Source organism: Stenotrophomonas sp. NY11291 (assembly GCF_023277365.1).
In the GTDB taxonomy this organism is placed as follows: Bacteria; Pseudomonadota; Gammaproteobacteria; order Xanthomonadales; family Xanthomonadaceae; genus Stenotrophomonas; species Stenotrophomonas geniculata.
This window is the reverse complement of the sequence record NZ_CP096975.1, coordinates 1,470,617-1,490,545: the sequence shown is the minus strand read 5'-3', so window position 1 is coordinate 1,490,545 and position 19,929 is coordinate 1,470,617. Positions and strand designations below refer to the sequence as shown.

The following is a 19,929-nucleotide window of genomic DNA, read 5'->3' as shown; positions in this document are numbered from 1 at the left end:
GCCTCGCACACGCATGACGACGCCGCCCCTGCCCGCCACTGTGAGCCTGCATGACTGACTTCATCGGATCGGTCTGGTGGATGATCGTCAGCCTCGGGCTGCTGGTCACGTTCCACGAGTTCGGGCATTACTGGGTCGGGCGCCTGTGCGGGGTCAAGATCCTGCGCTTCTCGGTCGGCTTCGGCCGGCCGCTGTGGTCGCGCCGGGACAAGCACGGTACCGAGTTCGCCATCGCCGCCATCCCGCTGGGCGGTTATGTGAAATTCCTCGACGAACGCGAAGTCGAAGTCCACCCGCACGAGCGCGGCCAGGCCTTCAACCACAAGACCGTCTGGCAGCGCATCGCCATCGTCGCCGCCGGACCGATCGCCAACCTGCTGCTGTGCATCCTGCTGCTGTGGGCGATGTTCGTGATCGGCAAGCAGGATTATTCGCCGACCATCGGCCGTGTCAGCGGCATCGCCGCCAGCGCCGGCCTGACCAGCGGCGACCGCGTGCTGCGCGTGGACGAGCGCCCGGTGGTCACCCTCGGCGAGGCCAGCATGGCGCTGACCGCCGCAGCGATGGACCGCCGCGACGTGACGCTGGAAGTGCTGGACCCGGCCGATCAGGTGCGCGTGCGCACCCTGCCGCTGTCGCAGCTGCCCCCCGGTTTCGATGAACGACGCGTGCCGATCCTGGCTGGCCTTTACTGGCAGTCGTGGCTGCAACCGGCACGGGTCGATTCGCTCACCGCGGACTCCGTGGTGGCCGGGCAGCTGCAGCCGGGCGATCTGATCGTGGCGATCGACGGCCAGCGCATCGACGGTGCCGACCAGGTCATCGGCGAGATCCAGACGCTGGGCCGCGCTGGCGGCCCGGGCATGATCGAGGTCCTGCGGGGCGGCGAACGCCTGGCGCTGGAAGTCACCCCGCGCCAGGGCAAGGATTCCAGGGGCGAGCCGATCTGGCAGATCGGCGTGCAGTTCCCGACCTCGTTCAGCCCGCCCTATGACACCCTGCTGCGCTATGGCCCGCTCGACGCGGTCACCGTGGCCGTGCGCGAAACAGGCCGCCTGGCGGCCGATTCGCTGGGCATGATGGGCCGCATCGTCACCGGCAAAGCCTCGCTGCAGAACGTTTCCGGACCAGTGACCATCGCCCGCGTGGCCAATGTTTCAGCCAAACGCGGCCTGGACTGGTTCCTGCAGTTCCTTGCCCTGCTGTCACTCAGCCTGTGCATCATCAACCTGTTGCCGATCCCGATCTTGGACGGCGGCCACCTGCTGTATTACCTTATCGAGTTGGTCAAGGGCAGCCCGCTGAGCGAGCGTGCCATCGCCGCCGGCCAGTACATCGGCCTGGCGTTGCTGGCCGGGTTGATGGGGTTGGCGTTCTACAACGACATCCTCGGCCTGGTCCCGCGATGAACTTTTCCATGTTGTTGCCGTCTACAGCGTCGGCATCCCGCACCAACGAAATCGACCTTCCTACCGGACGTGACATGACGCGACTCCCCAATCGCCGCCTGCTGGCCCTCGCCCTCGCCGCCGTCACCGGCGCTCCCGCCCTGGCCCAGGCAGCCGAGCCCTTCACTGTCAGCGACATCCGCGTGGATGGCCTGCAGCGCATCAGCTCGGGCACGGTATTCACCTACCTGCCGGTGGAGCGTGGCGAGACGGTCACCGACAACAAGGTCGGCGAGACCATCCGCGCCCTGTACAAGACCGGCTTCTTCGAAGACGTGCAGCTGGACCGCCAGGGCAGCATCCTGGTGGTGACCGTCAAGGAACGCCCGGCGATCAACAAGCTGACCGTGACCGGCAACAAGGACATCAAGTCCGAGCAGCTGCTCAAGGGCCTGTCCGACATCGGCCTGACCGAGGGCGGCACCTTCGATCGCCTGAGCCTGGACCGCGTGACCCAGGAACTGCGCCGCCAGTACAACGACCGCGGCAAGTACAACGTCGAGATCACCCCGACGGTGAGCCCGCTGGACCGCAACCGCGTGGACATCGCGATCGCGATCAAGGAAGGCAAGGCGGCCAAGATCCGTCACGTCAACCTGGTCGGCACCGAGAAGTTCGAGAGCAAGGACATCCTGGAGACCTGGGAGTCCAAGGAGCACAACTGGGCGTCGTGGTACCGCCGTGACGACCAGTACTCCAAGGAAAAGCTGTCCGGCGACCTGGAAAAGCTCAATTCCTGGTACCTCGACCGCGGCTATGTCGACTTCAGCATTGATTCGACCCAGGTGTCGATCAGCCCCGACAAGCGCGACATGTTCCTCACCGCCGGCGTGACCGAAGGTGCGCAGTACAAGATCTCCGAGATCAAGGTCAGCGGCGACACGATCCTCCCGCAGGAGGACGTCGAGCGCATGGTGATCCAGAAGTCCGGCGACACGTTCTCGCGTGCGCTGCTGGAATTCAGCTCGGACACCATCACCAACTCGCTGTCCAACATCGGCTATGCGTTCGCCAAGGTGAACCCGATCCCGACCACCAACCGCCCCGAGCAGACCGTGGCGATCAACATGCAGGTCGTGCCCGGCCCTCGCGTGTCGGTGCGTCGCATCCTGTTCCGTGGCAACACACGTACGTCCGACGAAGTGATGCGTCGCGAAATGCGCCAGTTCGAGAACAGCTGGTACTCGCAGGCCGCGATCGACCGCTCCAAGATCCGCCTGCAGCGCCTGGGCTACTTCGAGTCGGTGGACGTGGAAACCCCGGCCGTCAGCGGCAGCAACGACCAGGTTGACGTCGTCTACAACGTCAAGGAAACCACGTCCGGCAGCTTCGTGTTCGGCCTGGGCTACTCGCAGTCCTACGGCATGACCACGTCGGTGCAGCTGTCGCAGAACAACTTCCTCGGCGGCGGCAACCGCGTGTCGGTCGAAGCCTCGCGCAGCAGCTACCTGCAGCGCTACGGCTTCAGCTACACCAACCCGTACTTCACCGATGACGGCGTGTCGCTGGGCTACAACCTGTCCTGGCGCGAGCTGGACTACTCCGACTTCAATACCGCGCAGTACAACAGCACCAATGGTTCGGCGCAGGTGGTGTTCGGCGTGCCGATCACCGAGACCGATACCGTCTCGCTGATGTTCGGCATCGACAGCAACCAGATCACCACCTACCAGGGCTCGACCCCGCAGTCGATCATCGACTACATCAACGCCGTCGGTAAGCGCACGTTCCATGCCTGGCGCACCGAGCTGGGCTGGGCGCGTGACTCGCGCAACGACTACTTCATGCCGACCCGCGGTACCTACCAGCGCATCGGCCTGGAAACCACGCTGCCGGGTTCGACCATCGAGTACTACAAGCTGAACTACCAGATCAGCAAGTACTGGCCGATCATGCCGTCGCTGGTGATCAACACCCGTGCCGAAGTGGGCTACGGCGATGCCTATGGCAACGACTACACCCGCACGCTGACCAACCCGGACGGCACCACCCGTACGGTGACCGCCAGCGGCCTGCCGTTCTTCGAGAACTTCTACGCCGGCGGTACCAACTCGGTGCGTGGCTTCGAAGACAACACCCTCGGCCCGCGCGAAGTCACCAACGGCTATCCGGAAGGCCAGCCGCTGGGTGGTTCGCTGAAGACCGTTGGTTCGGTCGAAGCCTACTTCCCGCGCCTGTTCGACAGCCCGTCGGCACGTGTGTCAGCCTTCGTCGACTTCGGCAACGTTTACAACGGCGTGGACAACTTCAAGGCCAACGAACTGCGCGTGTCCACCGGTGTGGCCCTGCTGTGGCGCGCCCCGGTCGGCCCGATCTCGATCAGCTACGCCTTCCCGCTGAAGAAGAAAGACGATGACAAGATCGAACGGCTGCAATTCACGTTCGGTGGCCAGTTCTGAGGAACGTTGTTCCCCAGAACTGATCCACCTCCGGTGAATTGCCCGCGCATTTCACCTATCCCCCGCGCCGCTGGCGCGCCCCCCTTAACAAAGGGGGGCTCTCCACCAGACGGGGCGCGAAGCGCCGGGCTCTGCCCGGCGTTTTCGTTTAGTCCAGATGCGGGAAGCGCGCGCCCCGCTTTTGATCTTTTCTGTTTTTCCGTGGCTGGCACTCGCGCCAGACCGTCGAAGGCCGGACGGGGCGGGGCTGCGGGGGTGTGAGCCGCATGGATGCGGCGATCAAGGCTACAGGGACGTACTTGCGCCGTCCCCCGCGGCTCCGCCCCGTCCGACCCGGCCCATGAACCTGGCTCTGCCGGCCACGAGAGGCCTCGCCGTTGGCCGCACAATCGCACCCCGCATGACCGCAATGGCGTCACACGTTAAACTCCCGCCGTGAATACTCCCACCTACACCGCCCAGCAACTCGCCGAGCAGTTCGGCCTGCAGGTCCATGGCGACCCCGCCACCGCCATCCATGGCGTGGCTACCCTCGCCCATGCCGGTCCTGGTCAGCTGACCTTCCTTGCCAATCCACGCTACCGCGCCCAGCTGGCCGACAGCCAGGCCTCGCTGGTGGTCCTGCGTGCCGACGACGCCGAGGCCGCCCCCGGCGCCGCGCTCGTGGCCAAGGACCCGTACACCACCTTCGCCAAGATCGCCGCGCTGTTCGATATCGCGCCAACGCGCCCGCCGGGCATCCACCCCAGCGCCGTCATCGATCCCAGCGCCCAGGTCGCCGCCAGCGCCCATATCGGTCCCTTCGTCTCCGTCGGCGCGCGCAGCGTGGTCGGTGAGAACTGCATCATCGGCACTGGCAGCGTGATCGGCGAAGACTGCAGCCTGGACAACGGCTGCGAGCTGATCGCGCGGGTCACCCTGGTCACCCGGGTCAAGCTCGGCAAGCGCGTTCGCGTGCATCCCGGCGCCGTACTCGGCGCCGATGGCTTCGGCCTGGCCATGGACGCCGGCAACTGGATCAAGGTGCCGCAGCTCGGCGGCGTGCGCATCGGCGACGATTGCGAAATCGGCGCCAACACCTGCGTCGACCGTGGCGCGCTGGAAGACACCGTGCTGGACGAAGACGTGCGCCTGGACAACCTGGTGCAGATCGCGCACAACGTGCAGATCGGGGCGCACTCGGCCATCGCCGGCTGCACCGGCATCGCCGGCAGTGCCAGGATCGGCCGCTACTGCCTGCTCGGCGGCCACGTCGGCGTGGTCGGCCACCTCGAGATCTGCGACAAGGTCGTGATCACCGGCAAGTCGGTGGTCCGCAATTCCATCCATGAGCCGGGCGAGTACTCGTCCGGCACCCCGTTGACCGACAACCGCACGTGGCGCAAGAACGCCGCGCGCTTCAAGCAGCTGGACGCATTGGCTCGCCGCGTCCTGGCTGCTGGCAAGGAGAAAGAATGAACGACACGCTGCAGCTTCCGATCGACGTCTGCCAGATCCAGGAACTGCTCCCGCACCGCTATCCGTTCCTGCTGGTGGACCGGGTGCTTGAGCTCGACATCGAGGCCAAGCGCATCCTTGCGCAGAAGAACGTCAGCATCAACGAGCCGTTCTTCCAGGGTCACTTCCCGGGCCGCCCGATCATGCCTGGCGTGCTGATCATCGAAGCGCTGGCGCAGGCCGGTGGCGTGATGACCCAGCTCACGCTCGGCCGTGACTCGCAGTCCAAGCTGTTCTACATGGTCAAGGTGGAAAACGCCCGCTTCAACAAGCAGGTCGTGCCCGGCGACGTGCTGATGCTGGATGTGCAGATGAAGCGCCTGATCCGCAACATGGGCTGGTACTACGGCGAAGCCAAGGTCAACGGTGAAGTCGTTGCCTCGGCCGAAGTCATGTGTGCCGGCGCCAAGGGCTGATCCACTGGAGGCAGGAATGACTGACAACGCACCGCGGATCCACCCGACCGCCGTCATCGACCCGGCCGCGCGCCTGGCCGATGACGTCCAGGTGGGCGCGTTCACCCTGATCGGTGCCGATGTGGAAATCGGTGCCGGCACGGTGATCGGCCCCCATTGCAGCATCCACGGCCCGACGAAGATCGGCCGCGACAACCGCTTCATCGGCCACGCAGCGGTCGGTGGCGAACCGCAGGACAAGAAGTATGCAGGGGAGCGCACCGAGCTGGTGATCGGCGACCGCAACGTGTTCCGCGAGTTCGTCACGCTGAACCGTGGCACCGGCGGCGGCGGCGGCATCACCAGCATCGGCGACGACAACTGGATGCTGGCCTACACGCACGTGGCGCATGACTGCCATGTCGGCAACTTCTGCGTGTTCTCCAACAACACCACCCTGGCCGGCCATGTGACCGTGGGCGACTACGTGATCATCAGCGGCTTCGCCGGTGCCCACCAGTTCTGCCGGATCGGCGCGCATGCCTTCCTCGGCATGGGGGCGCTGACCAATGGCGACGTTCCGCCGTTCACCATGGTCGGCACCGATTCGCTGGGCCGCCCGCGCGGCATCAACAGCGAAGGCCTGAAGCGCCGCGGCTTCGACGCCGAGCGCATTTCCGCCATCAAGCGTGCCTACCGCACCCTGTACGTGGCGGGCCTGCCGCTGGCCGAAGCCAAGGTGCAGCTGACCGAACAGGCGCGTGACAGCGATGACGTGAAGGCCATGCTGGACTTCATCGAGCACGCCGAGAGGCCCTTGCTGCGATGAGCAGCACGACCGGCCAGGCGCCGGCCGGCGCCGCTGTGATTCCGCTGGCCTCGATGACCGGCAGCGTCCCCGCGCAACGGGTGCTCAGCGAGCGCCCGTTGCGGATCGCCCTGGTGGCCGGTGAGGCCTCCGGCGATCTGCTCGGTGCGGGCCTGGTTCGCGAACTGAAAGCGCGCTTCCCGAATGCCGAGTTCGCCGGCATCGGTGGCGACGCCATGCGCAGCGCCGGCTGCCAGACCTGGCACGATGCCAGCGAACTGGCGGTGATGGGCCTGACCGAAGTACTGCGCCATCTGCCGCGCCTGCTGAAGCTGCGCTCGGCGTTCCGCCAGCGTGCGCTGGACTGGCAGCCGGACGTCTTCATCGGCATCGACGCCCCCGACTTCAACCTGGGCATCGAGCGCTGGCTGAAGCAGCGAGGCGTGCGCACCGTGCATTACGTCAGCCCCTCGGTCTGGGCCTGGCGTGAGAAGCGAGCCGAGAAGATCGGCAGCAGCGCCGACCTGGTGCTGTGCCTGTTCCCGATGGAGCCGCCCATCTATGCCAAGCACGGCATCGACGCGCGCTTCGTCGGCCATCCGATGGCCGACGACATTCCGCTGCAGGGCAACCGCGAGGAAGCGCGCGCCGCGCTTGGCCTGCCGACTTCGGCCAAGGTGCTGGCGGTGCTGCCGGGCAGCCGCCTGGGCGAAATCTCGCGCCTCGGCGAACCCTTCTTCGAGGCTGCCTGGCAGGTCTCCGAACGCATCCCGGGCCTGCACGTGGTGGTGCCTGCCGCCAACCCCGCCTGCAAGCGCCTGATCGAAGAGCAGCTGTCACGCTCGGCGCTGCCGGTCGCGTACTCGCATGTGCTCGACGGCCAGGCCCGCAACGCCATGATCGCCGCCGACGTGGTGGTGCTGGCGTCCGGTACCGCGACCCTGGAGGCGATGCTGGTGAAGCGGCCGATGGTGGTCGGCTACCGTGTCAACGAACTGACCTACCGTCTGGTCAAGGCATTCGGCCTGATCAAGGTCGACCGCTTCGCCCTGCCCAACATCCTGGCCGGGCAGGACCTGGCACCGGAACTGATGCAGCACGACTGCACGCCGGACAAGCTGGCCGCGGCCATCCAGCAGTGGTTCGACCACCCACAACGGGTAACCGACCTGCAGGACACCTATGCACGCCTGCATGAGCGCCTGCGCCGCAATGCTTCGGCACGTGCCGCCGACGCCGTCGGCGAGCTGCTGATGCGCGACCAGGCCCAGGCATGAGCCGCCGCCACGCCGCAGCGGCCAGCCTGGCCCTGTTCGATGGCAGCGCGGTAATCGAGCCGGAACGCCTGGTTGCCGGCGTCGATGAGGCCGGCCGTGGTCCGCTCGCCGGGCCGGTGGCGGTGGCGGCGGTGGTGTTCGACCCGGCACGGCCACGCATCAACGGCCTGGACGATTCCAAGCAGCTCACCGCGGCGCGCCGCGAGCAGCTGCATGACCGCATCATCGAGCGCGCCCTTGCCTGGCACGTGGTGCTGGTGGACGTGGACACCATCGACCGCCTGAACATCTACCAGGCCACCCTGCAGGGCATGCGCGATGTCGTCGCCGCGGTCGCCCACGTGGCCGGCTTCGCGCGCATCGACGGCAACGTGGTGCCCAAGGGCCTGATACTGCCGGCGCAGGCGCTGATCGGCGGCGATGGCATCGACCGCGCGATCATGGCCGCATCGATCCTGGCCAAGGTCTCGCGCGATCGCTACATGCAGGACGTGCACGCCCGCCACCCGCAGTACGGCTTCGAGCAACACAAGGGCTATGGCACCCCGGCCCACCTGGCCGCCCTGCGCGAGCACGGCCCCTGCATGGAGCACCGGCGCAGCTTCGCCCCGGTACGTGAGTGCCTCGGTTGACCTTGTAGAGCCGAGATCCTATGTTCGCGGTCAAGCCTGCTGGAAGCAGGCTTGACCCACTTTCAGCATGGCTGGGTCAAAGTCCCGACCGCTCTTGAAGACGCCCCAGGCGATCTTGGCTAGTTTTCTCGCCAGAATGTTGAAAGTGGCAGTACTGCTGTGGCCGCGCTCGCGGATGGCGTTGTAGAGAGGCTTGCCACCCTTTGAGCGGGTCAGGCCCATGGCCGCCATGTAGAGGATCTGACGCAAACCGGCGCTGCCGCGTTTGGACAGGCGACGCCGACCGATCCGTGCGCCGGATTCGTTGGGTCGCGGATCCAGGCCGGTGCAGGCAATCCAGGCGTCCGAGCTGGCCAAGGGCCAGCGCGTGATGTGATGGGTAATGAAGGCCGCCACCGTCGGTCTCGATCCCCGGAATGGTCATGATTCGTCGATACAGATCGTGCTGTTCACCACTGCGGCACAACCGTTGGATCTCTTGATCCAGCAGGGCGATGGCCTCTTTCAGGCTACTGAAAACCCCTCCGAAGAGTGCGGATTCTGATGCTCCCGACCCCAGCGAGAGATTGAGCTTCGTCTTGCTCCTGACCAGGCTGTCACGTTGCTGGAGCAGTACATGCAGCCGCTCCTGCGCAGGCGAACGAGCGACATGCTCGTGCAGATTGTCGGCCTCCTTGGCGATGTAGCGCGCGATAACCTGTGCGTCGCCAGAGTCGGTCTTGCCGCGGCAAGCCACCCCCTTGGCGTAATGCTTGATGTCGCGCGGATTGAGCACAAAGACCGCGTGGCCGGCCTTCTGGGCAGATTGAGCCACAAGCTCGTGGTAGCGATTGGTCGCCTCCACCCCAATGCGAGTCCTGGTCGGCAGGCCGGACAGCCACTTACCGATGGCCGACGCTGAATTGGGGATTCGAGTGCTGCCCTTGGTGCCATGGCGCGCCACCACAAGGCTCTTTGAGTCGGCATCGATGCCGACGGCTAAACGATCTGACATCTGCGTAACTCCCAGCTATTGTTGAGGGGCTGGGGTGGTACCGCACCACGTTGGCTTGCCTCCATCGGCGGTCCTCAAAGGCCGCTAGATCCTTTATCGACGTTAAGGTGCGGGATGGGGATCGCTCGGCTCGTCTGTCGGCTGCTACCCGCAGATATCATGTTGACGGTCCCTCCACCCTGGCTCCTACATACCGCGTAGGAGCCGGGAGGAACATACAAGCCCATGCTCGGCTTTCCGCAGCAGCCGAGCGTGGGCTCGGCTCTACAGGAAACGGGCTCCCGCACGCCTGAACCCGGTCGTCCTCCGGGGCCTGTCAAGAGCTTGTCGCGCCTCTCCGCCCTCGTTACCCTGACCGGGCACTCCAGCGCTTCCCGACCCCGGCGACGATTCCCCCGTCAGCACCCGGGGCCCGCGCGCTCCAACCTGGTCCGGCATGTCCAACTCCCGCTTCGTACATCTCCACGTCCACACCGAGTTCTCGCTGGCGGACTCCACCATCCGTGTGCCGGCCAAACCGGACCAGGCGGACCCGAAGAAGGCCAAGCAGGCCAACCTGCTGTCGCGCTCGGTCGAGCTCGGCCTGCCCGCGCTGGCAGTGACCGACCTCAACAACCTGTTCGCGCTGGTCAAGTTCTACAAGGCCGCCGAAGGCGTGGGCATCAAGCCGATCGCCGGTGCCGACGTGCTGATCGCCGAGGAAGGCCAGGACCCGTGGCGGATGACCCTGCTGTGCCGCGATCGCGAGGGCTACCTGAGCCTGTCGCGGCTGCTGACCCGCGCCTGGATGGAAGGCCATCGCCCGGAAGGCGGTGTGGCCATCCATCCGGACTGGCTGAAGGCCGGCAACGCCAACCTGTTCGCGCTGGCCGGCCGGCAGAGCCTGGCCGGGCGCCTGGCGCTGGACGGCAAGCATGAACTGGCCGAGCAGCAGCTGGCCGACTGGCAACGCGTGTTCGGCGATGGCCTGCACCTGGAGCTGACCCGCACCGGCCGCGAAGGCGAGGAAACCTTCAACCAGTTCGCGCTGATGGCCGCCGGCCAGCGTGGCCTGCCGGTGGTGGCCAGCAACGACGTGCGCTTCCTGTCGCCGTCGGACTTCAGCGCGCACGAAGCGCGCGTGTGCATTTCCACCGGCCGTGTGCTGGACGACCCCAAGCGCCCGCGCGAGTACAGCGACCAGCAGTACCTGAAGTCGGCCGAGGAAATGTGCGCGCTGTTCGCCGACATCCCCGATGCGATCGACAACACGCTGGCGCTGGCCGAGCGCTGCAACATCGAGATGCGGCTGGGCACCTACTTCCTGCCCAACTACCCGGTGCCCGACGACGAGACCCTGGACACCTGGATCCAGAAGATGTCGCGCAACGGCCTGGAAGAGCGCCTGGAGAAGAATCCGCTGGCGCCGGGCAAGACCCGCGAAGAGTATTTCGAGCGCCTGGAGTTCGAGCTCAACACCATCATCAAGATGGGCTTCCCGGGCTACTTCCTGATCGTGGCCGACTTCATCCAGTGGGGCAAGAACCAGGGCATCCCGATCGGCCCGGGCCGTGGTTCCGGTGCCGGTTCGCTGGTGGCGTGGGCGCTGAAGATCACCGATCTGGACCCGTTGCCGTACAACCTGCTGTTCGAGCGCTTCCTGAACCCGGAACGCGTGTCGATGCCCGACTTCGACATCGACTTCTGCATGGACCGCCGCGACGAGGTGATCGACTACGTCGCGCGCAAGTACGGGCGCGAGCGCGTCAGCCAGATCATCACCTACGGCACCATGGCCGCCAAGGCGGTGGTGCGCGACTCCGGTCGCGTGCTCGGCTTCCCGTACGGCCTGGTCGACGGCGTTTCCAAGCTGATCCCGAACATCCTGGGTATCCACCTGAAGGATGCACTGGGCAAGGGCAAGGAAGGCCCCAGCTCGGAAATGGCCTCGCCGGAACTGATCCAGCGCTACGAGACCGAGGACGATGTCCGCGACCTGATCGACCTGGCGCTGCAGCTGGAAGACCTGACCCGCAACGCCGGCAAGCATGCCGGTGGCGTGGTGATCGGGCCCGAGCCGCTGAGCGAGTTCTGCCCGCTGTATGCCGAACACGACGAGAACGGGCTGGGCAAGAACCCGGTCACCCAGTTCGACAAGAACGACGTGGAAGAAGTGGGCCTGGTGAAGTTCGACTTCCTCGGCCTGCGCACGCTGACCATCATCGACTGGGCGGTGAAGGCGATCAACAAGCGCCACGAGCGCGCCGGCATTCCGCCGGTGGACATCGCCGCGATCCCGCTGGACGACACGCCCACCTACAAGGACATCTTCGCCAACGGCAACACCGGCGCGGTGTTCCAGTTCGAATCCTCGGGCATGCGCCGCCTGCTGAAGGACGCGCGCCCCGACCGTTTCGAAGACCTGATCGCGCTGGTGTCGCTGTACCGCCCTGGCCCGATGGACCTGATTCCTTCGTTCAACGCGCGCAAGCACGGGCAGGAAGAAATCATCTATCCCGATCCGCGCACCGAAGCCATCCTGAAGGACACCTACGGCATCATGGTGTACCAGGAGCAGGTGATGCAGATGGCGCAGATCGTCGGCGGCTACTCGCTGGGCGGCGCCGACCTGCTGCGCCGTGCGATGGGCAAGAAGGTGCCGGCCGAAATGGCCAAGCACCGCGAGATCTTCCGCGAAGGTGCGGCCAAGGACGGCGTGGACGAAGCCAAGGCCGATGCGATCTTCGACCTGATGGAGAAGTTCGCCGGCTACGGCTTCAACAAGTCGCACGCCGCCGCCTATGCGCTGGTCAGCTACCAGACCGCGTGGCTGAAGCGCCACTACCCGGCCGAGTTCATGGCGGCCACGCTGTCGTCCGACCTGGACAACACTGACAAAGTGGTCGGCTTCCTCGACGAGGTGCGCAACCTTGGCCTGACCGTGCTGCCGCCCAAGGTGAACCAATCGGCCTTCATGTTCGAAGCGGTCACCCCGGACACCATCCAGTACGGCCTCGGTGCGATCAAGGGCGTCGGCCAGGGTGCCTGCGAGGCGGTGGTCGAGGAGCGGCTGAAGGGCGGCCCGTTCAAGGACCTGCTCGACTTCTGCACCCGCGTCGGCTCGGCCAAGCTCAACCGGCGCACGCTGGAAGCGATGATCAACTGTGGTGCGCTGGACGAGCTCGGCCGCAACCGCGCCTCGCTGATGCTGCAGCTGCCGGAAGTGATCAAGGCCACTTATCAGATGGCGCGCGAGCGTGCGTCCGGGCAGAACTCGCTGTTTGGCGGGCCCGACCCGAGCACCGTGTCGATCCAGCTGGACCTGCCCGAAGCCGAAGAATGGCCGCTGCTTCAGCGCCTCAACGGCGAGCGCGACACGCTCGGTTTCTACCTCAGCGGCCACCCGTTCGATCCTTGGCGCGACGATGTGCGCGATCTGGTAGGCAACGACCTGGGTTCGGTGGAGAAGATCTGGAGCGCCAACAGCGGTGGCGGTGGTGGCGGCGAGAAGCGCTGGCGCCCGGAAGTACAGACCGTGCTGGCCGGCCAGGTGGTCGGTGTGCGTCGCAAGGGCGAGAGCCAGATCTTCATCCAGCTGGAAGATGGGCGCGGGCGCGTCGAGTGCAGCGCGTTCTCCGACGCGATGGCCGAGTTCGGGCACCTGATGACCAAGGACCGCATCCTGGTGGTCAAGGGCGGCCTGCGCGAGGACGAGTTCAACGGCGGCTACGCGCTGCGCATCCGCCAGTGCTGGGACTTCGACGAGGTCTGCGCCAACTACGCCACGCGGTTGTCGCTGCGCCTGGACCTGCGCCAGCAGCGCCCGGTCTGGGAGCGCATCGATGCCCTGCTCGACCGCCATCGCCCGGGGCGCACGCCACTGCGCCTGGACCTGCTGCTGAAGGGTCCGCAGGGTGGCATCGCCGGCATGCTTGATGTGTCCGGGCAAAGCGCGGTACGCATTGATTCCAAGCTGATGGAGGCGCTGCGCGCCGACCCGGCCGTGCGCACGCTGAAAGTGCGCTACAGCCCACCGTGGGCCAGCTGAGGCTGGCTCCCTGGTTTTCCTGCCCCCCCTGTTTCCCCGTTCCAAGTATCAAGGACGATTGCCGATGAAGACCCTGCTGTTCCCGTTTGCCGCCGCTCTGGCCCTGGCCGCCTGCTCGCCGTCGAAGATCGAGTTCCAGATCGACAACCCGACCGACACGCCGCTGGCGCTGAGCATCGATGGCAAGGACCTGCCGGTGGCCGCACAGGGTTCGCGCCCGATCTCGCTCGCCGTCGGTGAGCACCGCCTGCACACCGACAAACTGGGCGACGTGCGCTTCATCGTCTACGTCGATGGCCGCGGCGGACTGATCAACCCGACCCTGAGCGAGTACGTGGTCGCCCGCGAGATCTACGTCACCGACGAGAGCAAGCTGAAGAACTTCGGCACCGGCAAGGCCGGCATCGAGCTGGGCGGCGTCGACTTTGAAGGCCCGTTCGAGAAGAGCCACGAACTGTTCATCGACAAGACCTGGACCTACGGCGTGCGCGAGCCCTTCCCGAAGGAAAAGGTGGTGGCCCACGTCGACGCCAGCGGCGGCCAGATCGTGGCCAAGGTGTTCACCGCGCCGGACTTCATCGCTTACGTGGAAGAAGGCATGGGCGAGCCCGGCGCGTTCAAGCGCGAGCAGCCGGCCGGCTACGTGCCCCCGGCGTTCAGCCTGGAACCGGCCCCGGCCAGCCTGCCGGCACTGGTGCCTGCTTTCGAGGCGCATGCCGCGCCGCTGCGCGAGGTCTACGCGCAGTGGCTGAAGGCCACCACCGCCGATGAACAGAAGGCCCTGCGCAAGCAGGACTTCGACGCGCAGATGGCCTTCACCTCGGCCACCGCCACCCTGGGCAGCGGCCTGGGCCGGGAAGCCAACGAGGCCTACAACGACTTCGTTTCCCAGCGCAGCCAGCTGATGGGCCGCAGCGCGCTGGTGGTGCCCTGAGCTGACTGGCGCGCCCTGCCCGGCTGCGCTACCGTCGCCTTCCAGACGAAGGCGTACGGGTGGTTTGCACGCATTCGGCTAGAATTCCCCTCTTCTTTACACGACGGCTTCCGATGAATCCGAACTACCTCGACTTCGAGCAACCCATCGCCGACCTGGAAGCCAAGATCCAGGAACTGCGCAACGCCAGTGCCGGGCCGGCGGTCAATGTCGAGGCGGAAGTGCACGCGCTGCAGGACAAGCTGCGCATGCGCACCGCGCAGATCTTCCGCAACCTGACCTCGTGGCAGGTGCTGCAGCTGGCCCGTCACCCGTCGCGCCCGTATACCGCCGACTACATCCGCGTCATGTTCGATGAGTTCCAGGAGCTGGCCGGTGACCGCGCCTTCGCCGACGACAAGGCCATCATGGGCGGCCTGGCCCGCATCAATGGCCGTTCCGTGATGGTGATCGGCCACCAGAAGGGCCGCGACACCAAGGAAAAGATCAAGCGCAACTTCGGCATGCCCAAGCCGGAGGGCTACCGCAAGGCCCTGCGCCTGATGAAGATGGCCGAGCGCTTCGGCCTGCCGGTGCTGACCCTGATCGACACCGCTGGCGCCTGGCCGGGCATCGACGCCGAATCGCGCGGCCAGTCCGAAGCGATCGCACGCAACCTGATCGAGATGGCCGAACTGAAGGTGCCGATCATCTGCACCGTGATCGGTGAAGGCGGCTCCGGCGGCGCGCTGGCGCTGGGCGTGGGCGACCGCACCGTGATGCTGGAATACGCGGTGTACTCGACCATCACGCCGGAAGGCTGCGCCTCGATCCTGTGGAAGGACGCCGGCAAGGCCAAGGAAGCCGCCGAGCAGCTGGGCCTGACCGCGCCGCGCCTGAAGAGCCTGGGCCTGGTCGACAAGGTCGTGCGCGAGCCCACCGGCGGCGCCCACCGCAACCCGACCCAGATGGCCAAGCGCCTGAAGGCCGTGCTGCTGAACGAACTGGACGCGCTGGACAAGCTGTCCACCGAACAGCTGCTGGAACAGCGCTACACCCGCCTGCGCAGCTACGGCACGTACGAAGCGGCCTGATTCATCGGCTTGTTACTTTCTTGCTCGTGCAAGAAAGTAACCAAAGAACACGCCGCCGAACGCGAGCCGGTGCTATGCACCGGTTCCCTGCGCTTCTCGGTGAATCAGGGGGCGGCGCCGAACTCGCTGCGCTCAGACATCGGCGCCTCTTCGCCCCTGTTTCACCTGCGATGCTCGGCTCGCTCACGGCGGACCTGAGCATCAAAAGCCACAGCTGCACCCAGTAGATCCACGCCATGCGTGGATGCCTCTGCTTTGGCGAAGAATCACGCGAACCCGTAGAGCCAAGCATGGCTCTACGGATAACAGACTGTCAGAACGGCTTGGCCAGCACCAGCCACACGATCGGAATGAAGGCCAGCAGCGGGATCTCGTTGATCCAGCGCAGCGCGCGCGACGACGGCAACGCCCTGCCCTTGGCCACGCCCTTCAACAGGCGGCCGATCCAGCTGAAGTACACCAGCAGCACCACCACCAGCCCCAGCTTGGCATGCAGCCAACCGGCACCACCGGGCGCGACCATGGTCGGGAAATCCGGGATGACCTTGTAACCCAGCCACAGCACCAGGCCGAGCAGGAATGCCAGGCCGAACATCGAGTGGCCGAAGCGGTACAGGCGCAGGCCCATCAGCTGCAGGCGCTCGGTCACGGCCTGCTGGCCTGCGGTCTCGGCCAGGTTCACCAGGATGCGCGGCAGGTAGAACACCGTGGCCATCCACGCCACCACGAACACGATGTGGAAGGTCTTCACCCAGTAGTAGCTCTGCATGCGCTCGCTCCAGCGGCTGGCGTAGATGGGCGGCCATTCTCGCACGCGGTGACCACCGCGCCCCACGCACCGCCGCCGCGACACATCGACGCATGGCGCGCCGCAACACCGTACGATAGGCGCCGTTTTCCCCGATCGCGCACCGCCCCATGGACAAGACCTACGACGCCGCCTACTTCCAACGCTGGTACCGCCGTGCCGACATCGGCGGCAGCGCCCGCCTGGCGCGCAAGGTCGCCCTGGCCGTGGCCAGCGCCGAGTACTACCTGGAACGACCGATCCGCAGCGTGCTGGACATCGGCTGCGGCGAAGGCGCCTGGCGCGCACCGCTGTTGAAGCTCCGTCCGAAGGTCGAATACCTGGGCTTCGACAGCAGCGAGTACGCTGTGCGCCGCTACGGCCGCACCCGCAACCTGAACCTGGCCGCCTTCGGCGACTTCGCCTGGCTGCGGCCCTGCGCCCCGGTCGACCTGCTGGTGTGTTCGGACGTGATGCACTATGTGCCCGACCGCGAGCTGCGCGCCGGCCTGGCCGGCGTGGCCGAGCTGACCGGCGGCGTGGCCTTCCTGGAGACCTTCGCCGCCGAGGACGCGTTCGAAGGCGACCACGAGGGCTTCCAGGCCCGCCCGGCGCGCTGGTACCGCCGCACGCTGGCCCGGCACGGCCTGCTGCCGGTTGGGTCGCACTGCTGGCTCGGCCCCGCCCTGGCAGGCGATGCGGCCGCGCTGGAACGGATGTGAATCCGGATTCATTATTTTCAGTCAACTTAACCTGCGGGACACCGGGATGGGATATGCTGCACGGCAACATATGACCATACATATTCGGTCGTCATGCTCTATCAACTGCACGAACTGACCCGCAACCTGCTCGCCCCCTGGGTGCATCAGGCCCAGGCCAACGCCAGATTCTTCGCCAACCAGGGTCACTGGTGGTCGCAGATGCCGGGCGCTGATCGCCTGGCGGCGGTCAATGAACTCTTCCATCGCATCGGCAAGGATTACGAGAAGCCCGAATGGGGCATCAACGAAATCGAGGTCGACGGCGAGCGCGTGCCGATCGTGGTGCACGAGGAAGTGAGCAAGCCGTTCTGCAAACTGCTGCGCTTCAAGCGCCACAGCAATGAAGCCGACCAGCTGCATACCATGCTCAACCAGCCATTCGTGCTGGTCGTTGCGCCGTTGTCCGGCCACCACGCCACCCTGCTGCGCGACACCGTGCGCACGCTGCTGCGCGACCACCGCGTGTACGTCACCGACTGGGTCGACGCGCGCATGGTGCCGTCCAGCGAAGGCGAGTTCGGCCTGGACGACTACATCGCCTACATCCAGGAATTCATCCGCCACCTCGGCGTCGAACGCCTGCACGTGATCAGCGTGTGCCAGCCGACCGTACCGGTGCTCGCCGCGGTTTCGCTGATGGCCAGCCGTGGCGAGCCCACGCCGCGCTCGCTGGTGATGATGGGCGGTCCGATCGATGCGCGCTGCAGCCCCACCGCAGTGAACAACCTGGCCACGCAGAACCCGTTGTCGTGGTTCGAGAACAACGTCATCCACACCGTGCCTGCCAGCTACCCCGGCGCCGGCCGTCGCGTGTACCCGGGCTTCCTGCAGCACGCCGGCTTCCTGTCGATGAACCCGAGCCGCCATTTCAGCTCGCACTGGGATTTCTACACCGATCTGGTCAAGGGCGACCTGGAAGATGCCGACGCGCACCGTCGTTTCTACGACGAGTACAACGCCGTGCTGGACATGCCGGCCAAGTACTACCTGGATACGATTTCCGTGGTGTTCCAGGACTTCCTGCTGCCGCGTGGCGAGTGGGTGGTCAACGGCGAGAAGGTCGATCCGTCGGCGATCCGCGATACCGCGCTGCTGAGCATCGAGGGCGAGCTGGACGATATCGCCGGCCTCGGCCAGACCGAAGCCGCGCAGGCGCTGTGCACCGGCATCACTGCGGACCGCCGTGAGCATTTCATCGTCGAAGGTGCCGGCCACTACGGCATCTTCAGCGGCCGTCGCTGGCGCGAGGTGGTGTACCCGAAGGTGCGCGACTTCTTCGCCGCGCATGCCGAAGCACCGGCGGCGAAGGTCACGAAGAAGAAGAGCAACGTCACCCCGTTGCGGCGAAAGGCGGGGTAATTCCCCCGTGCTGGGTGCCGACCTTGGTCGGTACGCCCTGGTAGATGCCAACCTTGGTTGGCACCTACCAGCGCGGAGCCCGTCAAACATCCCGACGTTGATGGTGATGCCAACCAAGGTTGGCACCTGCCGAAGCGTGGATTCCCGCTTACAACCGCACCAGCAGGTTCTTCGCGATCAGCCCATGCAGCTTGCCGATGCCGCGTGCCAGGTGCATCGTCAGCAGCAGCAGCAGCGCGCCCGCCGCGGCAACCGCGATTGCTACCAGCGGCGAGGCCGCCATCGGCAGCACGTTCACGTCGTTGATGTACACGCCCGGAATCTCGCCACTGAAGATCGCCGCGACCGGCGCCCAGATCAGGCTCAGCGACAGCGACAGCAGCGTCACCGCGATGGTGAAGTAGATGACGCCCAGCGGCAGCATCAACACGAAGTACAGCAGGGTCAGCCAGGTGCGGCCATCGGTGAACATGTCGCCGATGCGCTGCAGCCAGGTGCGGCTGCGATCGGTGTAACGCGGACGGCGCGGCATGCGTTCTCCCAGCAGCGCTTCCACCAGCCGTCCTTCCAGCAGCGCCAGCCCGCGCACCGAGCCGAAGAACAGCACGGTCAGCGGAATGCCCACGATCAGGATCAGCAGGCCCAGCGACAGCGACAGGCCGGTCACCACCCAGGTGAAGAAGAAGATGCCGGTAGCCAGCGACAGCAGCATGTAGAACAGCGCGCCGTAGGTATGCGGATCGGCGACCACGCCGAAGAAGCGCGCCAGCAGCGAACGCTGCACCGGCGCCGGCGGCGGTGAGGCCGGCTCGACGCCGCTGGCTTCCGCCGCCGCACGCAGCACCGGCCCGGTATCCGCACGCGGCGTGCGCAGCGCGCGGTTCACCGTCACTTCGGTCTCGCGGTAGATCTCGGCCACTTCGTCCGGCGCACCGTAGCTGCCGGCCACGTCGGCGATCACCTCTGCCTCGCTGCGGCCGGGCTGCGCCGCCAGCTCCGAGCGCAGGTATTCCTCGGCGTCGTACAACGCGTCCTGCACCATCGCCGGATCGGCATCTTCCAGCGCCGCGCGCAGCTGCGCCAGATACTGCGGGATGGTGGTCGGCAGGGCGCGGCCTGCCAGGCTCGGGTCGTTCATTGCGGTACCCCCTCCAACACGGAATCGACGGAATCACGGGTGGCCTGCCAGGCCTGGCGCCACTGCGCCAGCACGTCGCGGCCACGTTCATTGATGCGGTAGTAGCGCCGGGGCGGACCACTGCTGGATGGCTCCACATGGCTTTCCAGCAGCCCGGCGCCCTCCAGGTTGCGCAGCACCGGGTACAGCGCGCTCTGCTTGCCGCTCAGCACGCCCTCGCCCACCCGCTCCAGCTCCTTGGCAATGAGGTAGCCGTACAGCGGCTCCCCGGCCCGGGCCAGCACCGCCAGCAGGGCCAGCGACACCGTTCCGGCGCTGAGCTCCTTCTGGAACTTCTTCAGGTGGACATCGTCTTCGACCATGACCTGCCCTCCACTACGTTGAAGTCCACAGTAGT

At 66.2% G+C, this 19,929-nt stretch carries 16 protein-coding genes and 1 pseudogene; 12 read left to right on the top strand and 5 right to left on the bottom strand.

All coding sequences use genetic code 11. The features are described 5' to 3' along the window. Positions 1-50 precede the first annotated feature (50 nt). The 7 genes from rseP to M1L61_RS06905 all read left to right on the top strand — a co-directional run bounded on the left by rseP (position 51) and on the right by M1L61_RS06905 (position 8,456). Positions 51-1,409, top strand: a complete 1,359-nt coding sequence (rseP, locus tag M1L61_RS06935) for an RIP metalloprotease RseP (RefSeq protein ID WP_043396457.1) — start codon at positions 51-53, stop codon at positions 1,407-1,409. A 74-nt stretch (positions 1,410-1,483) separates the two neighbouring features. Continuing rightward, positions 1,484-3,847, top strand: a complete 2,364-nt coding sequence (bamA, locus tag M1L61_RS06930; protein WP_010486337.1) for an outer membrane protein assembly factor BamA — start codon at positions 1,484-1,486, stop codon at positions 3,845-3,847. Between the two features lie 435 nt (positions 3,848-4,282). Further along, a complete protein-coding gene (lpxD, locus tag M1L61_RS06925) occupies positions 4,283-5,305 on the top strand; it encodes a UDP-3-O-(3-hydroxymyristoyl)glucosamine N-acyltransferase (protein ID WP_248854492.1) in 1,023 nt (340 codons plus the stop codon). Next, entirely contained in the window at positions 5,302-5,760 is a 459-nt protein-coding gene (gene fabZ, locus M1L61_RS06920; protein ID WP_008265823.1) for a 3-hydroxyacyl-ACP dehydratase FabZ, read from the top strand. Before lpxD ends, fabZ begins: the two co-directional genes overlap by 4 nt. Before the next feature lie 16 nt (positions 5,761-5,776). Next, positions 5,777-6,568, top strand: coding sequence for an acyl-ACP--UDP-N-acetylglucosamine O-acyltransferase (lpxA, locus tag M1L61_RS06915; RefSeq protein WP_010486342.1), 792 nt, complete (start codon positions 5,777-5,779; stop codon positions 6,566-6,568). Then, positions 6,565-7,824 (top strand): lipid-A-disaccharide synthase, encoded by a 1,260-nt coding sequence (gene lpxB / locus M1L61_RS06910; RefSeq protein ID WP_049455669.1) that lies wholly within the window; start codon positions 6,565-6,567, stop codon positions 7,822-7,824. Before lpxA ends, lpxB begins: the two co-directional genes overlap by 4 nt. Next, positions 7,821-8,456: a ribonuclease HII gene (locus M1L61_RS06905; RefSeq protein ID WP_248854491.1), complete on the top strand. Its 636-nt coding sequence runs from the start codon at positions 7,821-7,823 to the stop codon at positions 8,454-8,456. The genes lpxB and M1L61_RS06905 overlap by 4 nt, the downstream gene beginning before the upstream one ends. Positions 8,457-8,486: 30 nt before the next feature. Here M1L61_RS06905 and M1L61_RS06900 read toward each other — a convergent pair whose 3' ends face one another. Together M1L61_RS06900 and M1L61_RS06895 are read right to left on the bottom strand one after the other, a co-directional pair. Beyond that, positions 8,487-8,852 (bottom strand): transposase, encoded by a 366-nt coding sequence (locus M1L61_RS06900; RefSeq protein WP_248854771.1) that lies wholly within the window; start codon positions 8,850-8,852, stop codon positions 8,487-8,489. 226 nt (positions 8,853-9,078) lie between these two features. After that, a pseudogene (locus tag M1L61_RS06895) lies at positions 9,079-9,450 on the bottom strand (transposase); the annotation flags it as partial. 436 nt (positions 9,451-9,886) lie between these two features. On the opposite strand from M1L61_RS06895, the gene dnaE reads away from it, so the two are divergent. The 3 genes from dnaE (at position 9,887) to M1L61_RS06880 (ending at position 15,484) form a co-directional block, all read left to right on the top strand. Continuing rightward, on the top strand, positions 9,887-13,477 hold the full coding sequence (dnaE, locus tag M1L61_RS06890) for a DNA polymerase III subunit alpha (protein ID WP_248854490.1): 3,591 nt from the start codon (positions 9,887-9,889) through the stop codon (positions 13,475-13,477). Positions 13,478-13,541: 64 nt separating this feature from the next. Beyond that, the gene (locus M1L61_RS06885; protein ID WP_248854489.1) at positions 13,542-14,411 is read left to right on the top strand and encodes a hypothetical protein; all 870 of its coding nucleotides are present in this window, start codon (positions 13,542-13,544) and stop codon (positions 14,409-14,411) included. Positions 14,412-14,524: 113 nt separating this feature from the next. Next, positions 14,525-15,484: an acetyl-CoA carboxylase carboxyltransferase subunit alpha gene (locus tag M1L61_RS06880; protein ID WP_043396479.1), complete on the top strand. Its 960-nt coding sequence runs from the start codon at positions 14,525-14,527 to the stop codon at positions 15,482-15,484. Positions 15,485-15,797: 313 nt separating this feature from the next. On the opposite strand, the gene M1L61_RS06875 is transcribed toward M1L61_RS06880, so the two are convergent. Further along, complete coding sequence (locus tag M1L61_RS06875) at positions 15,798-16,253, bottom strand: CopD family protein (RefSeq protein WP_019337631.1); 456 nt, start codon at positions 16,251-16,253, stop codon at positions 15,798-15,800. A gap of 149 nt (positions 16,254-16,402) precedes the next feature. Between M1L61_RS06875 and M1L61_RS06870 the strand changes: the two genes are divergently transcribed. Both M1L61_RS06870 and phaZ read left to right on the top strand, forming a co-directional pair. Next, positions 16,403-16,993 carry a class I SAM-dependent methyltransferase gene (locus M1L61_RS06870; RefSeq protein WP_071305495.1) on the top strand — a complete coding sequence of 197 codons (591 nt, stop codon included), beginning with the start codon at positions 16,403-16,405 and terminating at the stop codon, positions 16,991-16,993. A 93-nt stretch (positions 16,994-17,086) separates the two neighbouring features. Then, positions 17,087-18,394, top strand: a complete 1,308-nt coding sequence (phaZ, locus tag M1L61_RS06865; protein WP_043396483.1) for a polyhydroxyalkanoate depolymerase — start codon at positions 17,087-17,089, stop codon at positions 18,392-18,394. A 148-nt stretch (positions 18,395-18,542) separates the two neighbouring features. On the opposite strand, the gene M1L61_RS06860 is transcribed toward phaZ, so the two are convergent. Together M1L61_RS06860 and M1L61_RS06855 are read right to left on the bottom strand one after the other, a co-directional pair. Next, positions 18,543-19,532 (bottom strand): sensor domain-containing protein, encoded by a 990-nt coding sequence (locus M1L61_RS06860; RefSeq protein WP_248854488.1) that lies wholly within the window; start codon positions 19,530-19,532, stop codon positions 18,543-18,545. Beyond that, on the bottom strand, positions 19,529-19,894 hold the full coding sequence (locus tag M1L61_RS06855) for a PadR family transcriptional regulator (protein WP_049411468.1): 366 nt from the start codon (positions 19,892-19,894) through the stop codon (positions 19,529-19,531). Before M1L61_RS06855 ends, M1L61_RS06860 begins: the two co-directional genes overlap by 4 nt. Positions 19,895-19,929 lie beyond the last annotated feature (35 nt).